The organism is Nocardiopsis valliformis DSM 45023, from assembly GCF_000340985.1.
Taxonomy (GTDB): domain Bacteria; phylum Actinomycetota; class Actinomycetes; order Streptosporangiales; family Streptosporangiaceae; genus Nocardiopsis; species Nocardiopsis exhalans.
This window is the reverse complement of record NZ_ANAZ01000010.1, coordinates 77,872-87,521: the sequence shown is the minus strand read 5'-3', so window position 1 is coordinate 87,521 and position 9,650 is coordinate 77,872. Positions and strand designations below refer to the sequence as shown.

Here is a 9,650-nt window from a genome sequence, read left to right as displayed (position 1 = left end):
GGGTCCTCGTCATGGGAACGGGTGCGGGTCGGGGTTCACATCGTCGAAGCCCTGCTCGGCCGCCGCCTCGAACACCCGGTCGAGCCCGCGCACGCGGCGGAACCTGTGCCCGAAGGTCATCGGCAGCATCCCCGGGACGATTACCTTCACGCAGAACAGGCCGCCCGCCCGGTGTTCGGGGGTGGTCTGGTCGACCACCAGAACCTCCAGACCGTGCTGTCCCAGCCGCTCGACGGTGTCGTCGAGCAGAGCCTTCAGGTCGGTCGGCTCGCCCGTGTGCAACCGGGGATCCGGTGCGGCCATCGACCGCTCGGGGCCACCGAACAGGAACGCCAGGCGGTCCTGGGCCTCGGGCCGACCGTTGAGCTGGCTGTGGTGCAGCATCGACGTGCACAGGTCGCCGTCGTCGACCATGCGACGGGCCAGGTCCTGGACCTCGGCTGGCTCGTCCTGGTGCTGGGCGATGATCGGGGCGAGTTCCAGGAGCCCGGCCGCTACCGCCTCCTCCATGTCGAAGTGGGACGCGGCCGCGCACAGGAAGCGGGCGTACCCGTCGCGTTCCTGCTCGTCGACGACCCCGATCCACACGCTGGGGACGCCGTGCTCGGCCGTGGTGTCCCAGGCGTGCACCGTGTACCCGGTCAGCCGCTCGATCCGCTCCAGCAGGAGGGGAACCGTGGTGCCGCGGGCAGTGCCGAGGTCGATCCGCTCCGGAGTGCGGCGCGAGTACCAGGTCATCAGGAAGGCGTCACGCTCGATGACCTCCATCAGCCCGTGCAGGATCGTCTCCGGCATCGAACCGCCGACCGCGCAGCCGTTGGAGACCTCGTAGAGGAACCGGGGGCGGTCCGGGCGGACCAGGCGGGTGCGGTAGTAGGCGTAGGTCTCCGGCACGAGCACCGGTGCGTCACGGGTCAGGGACCTGCCCCAGACCCAGTCCAGCTCCGACTCCTCGGTCCACCGCTGCCAGGGGAAACCCTCCTCGTCGTAGCGGTGCTCGTCGTGCAGGCCCAGCCGCCGCAGGTCGAGCGCCTCGGGAAGGTCCCGGTAGGCGCCCGTGACCACGCTCCGGTGGCCGGACGGGCTCATCCCACCCCAGCGTTCGACCGCCTCGGCGACCGCGGCGGCACCCGACTCCCGGTAGGAGGGGGTGCGCCCGATGCCCTGTTCGACGTCGGTCGAGTTGCGCAGACCCAGCGGCGCGGTCATGTTCGGGAACACGCCGCCGCCGTACTTGAAGAGGGTGCGCACGAGGCCCATGTCCCGGTCCACGTAGGTCGGGAGGAAGGACTCGTCGTCCACTAGGGACTTGGTCCGCATGGAACCCGGCTTGCGGGACAGCGAGGCGCTCGGCATGAGCACCTCGGTGTCCTCGGGGTTGTCCTCGGGAAGCGCACCGCACACGGCGCACAGCGGGTCCGGCAGGAGCACGGCACGCCGCACGCCGAGGCCGACCAGCCGCACCACCATCACCGGCAGCCGGTCCCCGGCCTCCCGGTCCAGCTCGATGAGCCTGCTCGCGACCTGGGCCGCGAGCCCGGCGTGGAGGCCGGTCAGCGCCGGCGGCCGCCACCGGCGTAGGAGCTCCGGGTCCCGCCGGTCGATCTCGGCCATGGGCTCGGGGAACTCCCGGGCCAGCAGAAGACGCGACTCCAGACACTCGGGGCACCCGGGGCGGCCCTCACGGACCACCGGGCCGATGTAGAGCCGGTCCCGGCGCGCGAGCACCGGCAGTACCGGTCCGCTCCCGGCGGGGATCTGCGGCAGTACCCCGGCCTCGCCGACCACCACCGTGTACTCCGGCGGAACCGCGGCACGCAGGGCCTCGGCAAGAACACCGGTCCCGACCACGGTCGGGGCCGCCGTCATCGACTCGGTCACAGCTCCACCACCCTGACCAGGTGCGGCGTTGCCGTCCGCAGGGCCGGCTCACCGTCCAGTTCCACGGCTCCGAGCCGTATCCCGCGCGCGGCCAGCAGTTTGACCGCACCCTCCGTCGTCAGCAGGTGTCCGTCCAGTGCAGCGGCCGTGCCCACCGGTTCGGGCATCCTGTCCGGGGGCGGTGGCGCGGTGCCCGGTTCCGGCGCGCACTGCACCGCCGTGGTGGCCCGGATCAGGGCCAGCTCGGCGGCGCTCGCCAGGTCCTTGCCCGAGGCCCGTGCCAGCGGCTGGCCGCCGGTGGCGACCAGGACTGTCGGCAACTCGGCGTCCAGCTGGAAGAGGCGTACGGTCGACCGGGTCAGCAGGTCCAGTCGGTGCGCCTGTTCGGCGACGGCTTCGGGGAGGTCGTCCCGACCGATCAGCGGGGCCTCCTCCGGGACCGGCACGGCCCGTTCGGCCGCGTAGTCGAACACCGCCTGGGAAAGCGCGCTCTCACGGTCCAGCGCGGCCCCGATGCCGGGAACGTAGGGGTGCCGGATTCCCACCGGAGCGACCACCGGCCCCGGCTCGCCACTGACGAGGTCCCGGGCGGGCCCGCTCGACGGATGGGCGGCGGCCAGGCGGCCGAGCGCGGCCAGCGTGGCACTGTGCCGGGCCTCGACGAAGGCGTCGGCCGCACCGAGCACGTCGCTGGTCTCACCGCCCTTGACCATGCGCGCCACGGCGACCCGGAGCGGCAGCTGGACCGGGTGCTCCTCAATCTCCAGGAAGGGGCCGGTCAGCGCGTCGAACAGCTCGGCCGCGGCCCGGGAGAACGACTCGCTGTCGACCGGTGCCGACGACTCCCGGGTCCCGGGCGCCGCGTCGGAGCCGACCGCGAGCACACGCCCGGTCTGGGACTCCAGGGTCTGCAGGTCGATGCGCTCCACTTCACCGGCGACCGGTTCCGGGTAGGCACCGGTGACGGCCCGAAAGACCGAGAAGAGCGCAGTATTAGCGGGTACTCCCACGGCGGGACCGCGCAGCCAGGTGGAGGGGCCCACGGGTAGCGCCCCGGTGTCGGTCAGCCTCGTCTTGGCGTCGGCCCAACCGGCGGCGCCGCCCGGAACCGGGCCCACCCACGCCGTGTCCCGGGTGACCAGGACCGGCAGCAGGGGTGCGGTGCAGGCGTCCGCGACGGTGTCGACCAACGCCGGGTCCTCGGTCAGCACGACCACGAAATCGGCGGCGGCCACGCTCGCGGCGAGGTCAGCGACCGGGGTCTCGACGAGTTCGAGCGAGGGGTCCTCCTCCCTCAGCGCCTCGACGTCGGCGGCGCGCGAGGCGCGGGCGCCGGCATCCTCCGCGGAGTCGACGACCTCCACCCGGCGACAGCCCAGGTGCCAGGCGGCGCGTGCGGCGGAGTCGGCGAGCGGGGCCTGGCCAACGACCACGAGACGGGTGCCGCGCCAGCGCTCGAACCGGGCGGGCCCGGACTCGCACCGGAAGTCCACGTAGGCGATCTCTGCCTGGTAGCGCGTCAGTTCCGACTCGGTCAGCGTGTGCGGCAGGTCGTCGCCGACGTCCCGTACGAACCCGTTGCGTTCGAGCAACGCCACCAGGTCACGGGCCATCTTCTGATGTGCGGGGGACAGCCCGGAGACCAGGTCGTCGAGCTGCGCGGAGCCGTCCAGGCTCGGCGCCAGCAGTTCCACCCACTGATAAATCGATCCACCGCGCAGATTCACCGATCGAACGCTGTCGATGATGAAGGCCCCGTCGGAGGTAGGGACGTAGTAGACGTCTGGCCGGAGTTTCGGTCGCATCCGCGCCCTTCTCTTCTCTCTCACCGTTGCGAGGGGACGGCCCCGGCACGGGGAACCGCGCCGGGACCGTCCCACCGGGTCAGCTGCAGCAGCAGCACGGGCAGCAGCTGCAGCAGCTGCAGCAACCGCCGCCACCGGAGGCGCCGACCTCCATCATGGCCAGCGTGGAACCGAGCGACTCGATACCACCGGGGGAGTCAGTACCGAAGCCGAGGACGCCCTCGCTGCTGGTGCTGAACTCCTCGACCGGAAGGTCACCGAGGCCAGCGGAAAGCTGGTCAGCCTTGATCGACATGGAAACCGTTCCCTTTCCTTGAATGAACCGCCGAAACCGAAAGGTGTCGGCGTGCAACCATGATCCCCGCACCTACTTACAGCACGCCTACACCGGGTTTGCACCTTCGTTCGGGCCGCACGGAAAGCATCCGGATAATGGATCCGTGTGTTTGAAGGCGCGCCCGGCACGCCTGGTCCGCAGCGGCTCCGGTCCCGAACACGGGACCAGCAGGCCGATCGGAGAATCTGCCCCGACCGGCCCGCCAGCCCTCACTCCGTCAGACCGGGCCGCTCACCGCTGCGGCCGCCAAGCAAACGCCCAGTCTGACGTATCAACTGCAGCAGCAGCACGGGCAGCAGCTACAGCAGCTGCAGCACTCACCGCTGCCCGAAGCGCCGACCTCCATCATGGCCAGCGTGGAACCGAGCGACTCGATACCACCGGGCTGGTTGGCACCGAAGCCGACGACACCCTCACTGCTCGCGCTGAATTCCTCAACCGGGAGGTCGCCGAGGCTACTGGAGAGACCCTTGGCGTCAATGGACATAACTTTCCTCCTTTCTTCTTCGAAGCATTGACCAGATGTCGAGTGATCGACGCTCTTCACTGTCCCTGATCGCATTTACAGCACGCCTACTGCACGCTTTATCCGGACTGAAGTCGGCCACGGCGCATGCTGCCCCACCACGCTCCGGGCCCATCACCGCTCGCCTCCTCGCCCGTACGGCGGCGCCCCGCGGGATGCGCGGCGCCGCCGTCGGATCAGACCGGAGGCATCCGCGGACTCCTCGCGGGGAGGCGCCAGCCGGCCTCGCAGCGTTCCACCAGACCCGCCGCGGCCAGTAGACCCAGTGACCGCATGGCGTCCGGCAGGTCCTGACCGCACTTCCTGGCCACCGTGGCGGGGCCCAGGCCCTTGCGGGTGACCGCGGCCAGGACCTCCGCGGTCCCCTGGTCCAACGCGGCCGGGACCAGCAGCGGCCCCGGCTCCTCCGGTTCGGCCTCGCCCAACGGGACGATCTGCTCCACCACCTCGTCCGCCCGGGTGACGCAGACGGCCTTGCCCTCGCGGAACAGGCGGTGGCAGCCCACCGACATCGCGGAGGTCACCGGGCCGGGCACGGCCATCAGTGCCCGATGCAGTTCGACGGCGTGGGCGGCGGTGTTCAGGGCCCCGCTGCGCCTGCCCGCCTCCACCACCACTGTGCCGGGGGTGAGCGCGGCGATGAGCCGGTTGCGGACCAGGAAGTCCGGGCCGCGCGGGGTGCGGCCCACCGGCCACTCGCTGACCAGCACCCCCTTGCCCGCCACATCGGCGAACAAGGCCGAGTGCGCGCTCGGGTAGTGCACGTCCAGCCCGCAGGCCAGCACCACCACGGTTGCGCCCACCGTGTTCGCGGCCCGGTGCGCGGCCCCGTCGATCCCCAGGGCCCCGCCGGAGACGATCGTGAAGGAGCGCCCGGCCAGGTCGTAGGAGAGCTCCGAGGCCACGTGCAACCCGTAGGAGGTGGCGGCCCGTGCTCCCACCACCGACACCGCCCGCAGGCACAGGTTGCGCAGGTCGCCCCGGCCCCGGACCCAGAGCCCGTAGCAGAGCCGCCCGCCCGGAAGCTCGTCGAGCCGCCCGGGCCACTCCGGGTCGCCCGGGGCGACGAACCGCACCCCGGCCTCGGCCGAGGCGTCGAGCAACCGGTCCGGATCCGCCTTCCCGGACCGCGCCGACCAGCGCTGCCAGCGCAGCAACAGGTTGCCAGGCAACTCGCCCCCGAACGGCGGAGCCCCGGGCGGCGGTCCCCCGGAGACCAGAGCCGACCACACCGCCCCGGCCCCGTGCTCGGCGACCATCGTCCCCAGCCACGGGTCGCTCGGCGGCCCCACCGCCGTCAGACACACCCGCGCCCGCACCTCGTCCTCGTCCCCCACACGACCTCCCACCACTCCGGCCCCACCGACTCCCCTGCACGCCCCGCGTCCATGTCCGGCCCCGGGTCTTCGGGGGTCCTCGTCGTCGTCTCGGGCCCGCGCGGTCATGACCAGACAGGCCACAGCCAGGACGAGGATCAGGTCGAACGTCACCAACGTGAACACGAGGATCACGAGCTCCGGGCCGGGGCGCCACAACTCCGTGAGTACGGCGTCCACCGGCGTCACCAGGCCCTTCCGGACCACAGGGCGTAGGCGTAGGCGGTCTCCTCCTCGCCCGGGCGGTCACGGCCCACGAGGTCGGCCAGGGTCCAGGCGACCCGGAGTGCACGGTCGACACCCCGGGCGCTGATCTGACCCCGGTCCATCGCCCGGCCCAGCACGCGCAGGGCCGACTGCTCCACCGGGAAGTCCCGGCGTAGGCGGGCCCCGGGGATAGCCGCGTTGGTACTCCACGGGGTGCGCTCCAGCCGCTCCCGGGCCCGGCTGCGGGCCTGCGTCACCCGGGCCGCCACGGTTTCGGAGGACTCCGCGAAGGCCCGGTCGGCGAGCAGCTCGGCGCGGGCCACCGGCTGGAGGTCCACCTTGAGGTCGACCCGGTCCAGCAGCGGACCGGACAGCCGGGACAGGTAGCGACGCCGATCGCCCGCCGGGCAGGTGCAGAGGTTGCCCGGTTTGGCGCAGGGGCAGGGATTGGCCGCCATCACCAGTTGGAAGCGGGCGGGGAAGGCCACTGTGGAGGAGGCGCGGGCGATCACCACCTCGCCGCGCTCCAACGGTTCGCGCAGCGAGTCCAGCACCCCGCGGCCGAACTGCGGCGCCTCGTCGACGAACAGGATTCCGTGGTGGGCCTTGGACACCCAGCCCGGCTGAGGGTTCCCGTGGCCGCCCCCGATGATCGAGGCCCGGCTGGAGGTGTGGTGCGGTGCGGCGAAGGGCGGCACGGTGACCAGCGGGGCGCCCGGCGGCAGCAGCCCGGCCACCGAGTGGATCGCCGTGGTCTCCAGCGCCTCGGCCGAGGACAGGGCGGGCAGCACCGTAGGCAGGCGCTCCGCAAGCAAACTCTTCCCTGTTCCGGGCGGGCCCAACATCATCAGGTTGTGGCCGCCCGCCGCGGCGATCTCCACCGCCCGCCGGGCCACCGGCTGGCCCAGTACGTCGGCCAGGTCCGGGCCCCTGTCCCCCGTCTCCTCCCGGGCCGGTCCCGGTTCCTCGGGGTTCTCCGGTTCGTCTCCCCCGCGCAGCCAGTCGCAGAGCTGCGCGAGGTCGGCTACCGCGGTGACCTCCACCTCGGGGACCAGGCGGGCCTCGGCCGCGTTGCCGGTGGCCACCACGAATCGTTTGAACCCCTGGTCGGCGGCGGAGACCATGGCGGGGAGTACCCCGCGCACGGGGCGGGCCCGGCCGTCCAGGCCGAGTTCGGCCAGGAGCACGGCGTCGGAGAGCCGGTCCGCGGGCACCTCACCGGCCGCGGACAGGACGGCGCCAGCGATGGCCAGGTCGAAGAGGCTGCCGGACTTGGGCAGGCTGGCCGGGGAGAGGCTGATGGTGATCTGCCCGCTGGGCCAGCTCTCGGAGCTGTTGGCCACGGCCGCGCGGATCCGGTCGCGGGCCTCGCGCAGGGCGGCGTCGGGCAGACCCACCAGGGTGACTCCGGGGTCGCCGCCGCCCAGGTGGACCTCCACCTCGACGATGTGCCCCTGCACGCCCAGCAGGCTGACGCAGTAGGTGCGGGAGAGGGACATCAGGTCATCCCCCGCTCGTGGGAGACGAACACCCGGCCGCCGACGACGAGCACACAGACCCCGTCGATCCGCAGCGGGAACGGCGGGCAGCGGTACTGTTCGGCCCAGGACCGGGCCAGTGCGCGCAGGCGGCGCCGCTTGTCCGCGGTGATGGCTTCCACAGGATGGCCGTGCCGCAGCGAGGTGCGGGTCTTGACCTCGGCGACGACCAGGACCGGCCCGTCCCTGGCCACGATGTCGATCTCCCCGGCCCTGCCCGGGGCGCGCCAGTTACGGGACACCACCCGCATCCCGGCGCGTTCCAGGTACGCCGCGGCGAGTTCCTCGCCGCGGCGTCCCGTCTTCCTTCGGTACTCGGCCCACCGATCCACCGGAGACCACCTCCCGATGACAACGGTCGGTCATCGGGAGGTGGCGCACCAGGGGTCAGTTTTTTCTGTGGATAACTTCCGCCGCGGAGCGACTCGACAACAGGGAACAGAAGGGGTCGTTCCCAGGTCACAGCCCTACTCGGCGGAACCTCTACTCACTGGGGCGTCCACCATCGGTAGGGGGCATCTCGAGGTCGGACTTGGTAATTTCCTCGACGTTCACGTCCTTGAACGTCACCACGCGCACGTTGCGCACGAACCGGGCGGGACGGTACATGTCCCAGACCCACGCGTCCTCCATCACGACCTCGAAGTACATCTCCCCGTTCTCGGTCGAGCGGGGCTGAAGGTCCACGTGGTTGGTGAGGTAGAAACGCCGTTCGGTCTCCACCACGTAGCCGAACAGGCCGACGACGTCGCGGTACTCGCGATAGAGCTGGAGCTCCATCTCGGCCTCGTACTTCTCCAGGTCCTCAGAACTCATGTGCGCGCTCGCTTTCGTCAGCACTCTCCGGTCATGGTGTGCCGGTTCCCCTCACGTGGACACCGCGGCCGTCCAGCTTGTTCCCGCCGATGGACCCGGGCCACGTGTTCGAAGAACGCCGATACGATCCGAGATCCATCATGCGTCACGGAACGCACTTTTGTGCCCCGTCGAGCGGATTTCCTTGGACGAATCAATCACCCGGACCGGAGGAAACGCCGTGACCTGCAACGATGATCGAGAGCAAGGTCAGTCGGCGGCGTTCAGCTCGTCGAAGGACGGCGGGACGCTCAGCGACCCGGCCTGGCTGAACGGCCAGATGATGACGAAGGCCCGGCCCACGACGTGGTCGATCGGCACGGCACCGCCGCCGGGGTTGTTCTGGTTGGCCCGGGAGTCGTAGGAGATGGCCCGGTGGTCGCCCATCAGCCACAGGTGCCCCTCCGGCACCTCGATGGGGCCGAACTCGCTGTGGCTCGCGACGCTGTCCGGGAAGAGGTAGTCGTCCTCCTCCAGCGGCACCCCGTTGACCAGCACACGGTTCTGGTCGTCACAGCACTCCACGGTGTCGCCCGGCAGGGCGATGACCCGCTTGATGTACTCCTTGCCTGTGGGCGCCGCCCCCAGCTGCTGCTGCACCCAGGTGAACCCGCGGCTGATCGGGTTGCTCGACTCCGGGGGCTGCACGACGGTCGGGTCGTCCCACGACCCGTCGCCGTTGAAGACGATGACCTCGCCTCTCTCGATGTCGCGGACCTGGTAGACCACCTTGTTCACCAGGACGCGGTCACCCACCAGAAGGGTGTTCTCCATCGACGACGAGGGGATGTAGAACGCCTGCATCACCCAGGTCCTGATCACGAACGCCAGCACCAGGGCGATCACGATCAGGATGGGGAGTTCCTTCCAGAACGACCCCTTCTTGGCACTGCTCTGGGATTTGCTCATGTCGGCGCCCGCCTCTTCCTCCGGCTCCTGACCAGCCGCGTCGGATACACCACTGGCTCCCAGGCGCTGATGCGTCTGGGAGCCAGTAGCGGAGCTGTGCTCCTCCGGGCCGGGCCGGGCGGAATCCTCGTCCTGGACCCCGTCCGCGCCGAGGTCCTTCTCGTCTTTGCTCATCGGCCGAAGCCTATACCGCCACCCGAGGGAGCGGCGCGGTTC

The 9,650-nt window shown here is 71.0% G+C and carries 9 protein-coding genes; all 9 read right to left on the bottom strand.

Annotated features, from left to right (window positions below; translation table 11 throughout):
- Nucleotides 1–9: 9 nt before the first annotated feature.
- The 9 genes from D457_RS0111160 to lepB all read right to left on the bottom strand — a co-directional run bounded on the left by D457_RS0111160 (nucleotide 10) and on the right by lepB (nucleotide 9,608).
- Nucleotides 10–1,881, bottom strand: coding sequence for a TOMM precursor leader peptide-binding protein (locus tag D457_RS0111160; RefSeq protein WP_017580746.1), 1,872 nt, complete (start codon nucleotides 1,879–1,881; stop codon nucleotides 10–12).
- Nucleotides 1,878–3,686 (bottom strand): hypothetical protein, encoded by a 1,809-nt coding sequence (locus D457_RS0111155; protein ID WP_017580745.1) that lies wholly within the window; start codon nucleotides 3,684–3,686, stop codon nucleotides 1,878–1,880. Before D457_RS0111155 ends, D457_RS0111160 begins: the two co-directional genes overlap by 4 nt.
- Before the next feature lie 79 nt (nucleotides 3,687–3,765).
- Nucleotides 3,766–3,981, bottom strand: a complete 216-nt coding sequence (locus D457_RS0111150) for a hypothetical protein (RefSeq protein ID WP_017580744.1) — start codon at nucleotides 3,979–3,981, stop codon at nucleotides 3,766–3,768.
- A 313-nt stretch (nucleotides 3,982–4,294) separates the two neighbouring features.
- On the bottom strand, nucleotides 4,295–4,510 hold the full coding sequence (locus D457_RS0111145; RefSeq protein ID WP_017580743.1) for a hypothetical protein: 216 nt from the start codon (nucleotides 4,508–4,510) through the stop codon (nucleotides 4,295–4,297).
- A 215-nt stretch (nucleotides 4,511–4,725) separates the two neighbouring features.
- Nucleotides 4,726–6,132: a DNA-processing protein DprA gene (dprA, locus tag D457_RS0111140; RefSeq protein ID WP_017580742.1), complete on the bottom strand. Its 1,407-nt coding sequence runs from the start codon at nucleotides 6,130–6,132 to the stop codon at nucleotides 4,726–4,728.
- A complete protein-coding gene (locus tag D457_RS0111135; protein ID WP_017580741.1) occupies nucleotides 6,111–7,631 on the bottom strand; it encodes a YifB family Mg chelatase-like AAA ATPase in 1,521 nt (506 codons plus the stop codon). Before D457_RS0111135 ends, dprA begins: the two co-directional genes overlap by 22 nt.
- Nucleotides 7,631–8,002 carry a YraN family protein gene (locus D457_RS0111130; protein WP_017580740.1) on the bottom strand — a complete coding sequence of 124 codons (372 nt, stop codon included), beginning with the start codon at nucleotides 8,000–8,002 and terminating at the stop codon, nucleotides 7,631–7,633. The genes D457_RS0111135 and D457_RS0111130 overlap by 1 nt, the downstream gene beginning before the upstream one ends.
- A gap of 151 nt (nucleotides 8,003–8,153) precedes the next feature.
- Entirely contained in the window at nucleotides 8,154–8,486 is a 333-nt protein-coding gene (locus D457_RS0111125; RefSeq protein WP_017580739.1) for a DUF2469 domain-containing protein, read from the bottom strand.
- A gap of 249 nt (nucleotides 8,487–8,735) precedes the next feature.
- Entirely contained in the window at nucleotides 8,736–9,608 is an 873-nt protein-coding gene (lepB, locus tag D457_RS0111120; RefSeq protein ID WP_017580738.1) for a signal peptidase I, read from the bottom strand.
- Between the last annotated feature and the right edge of the window lie 42 nt (nucleotides 9,609–9,650).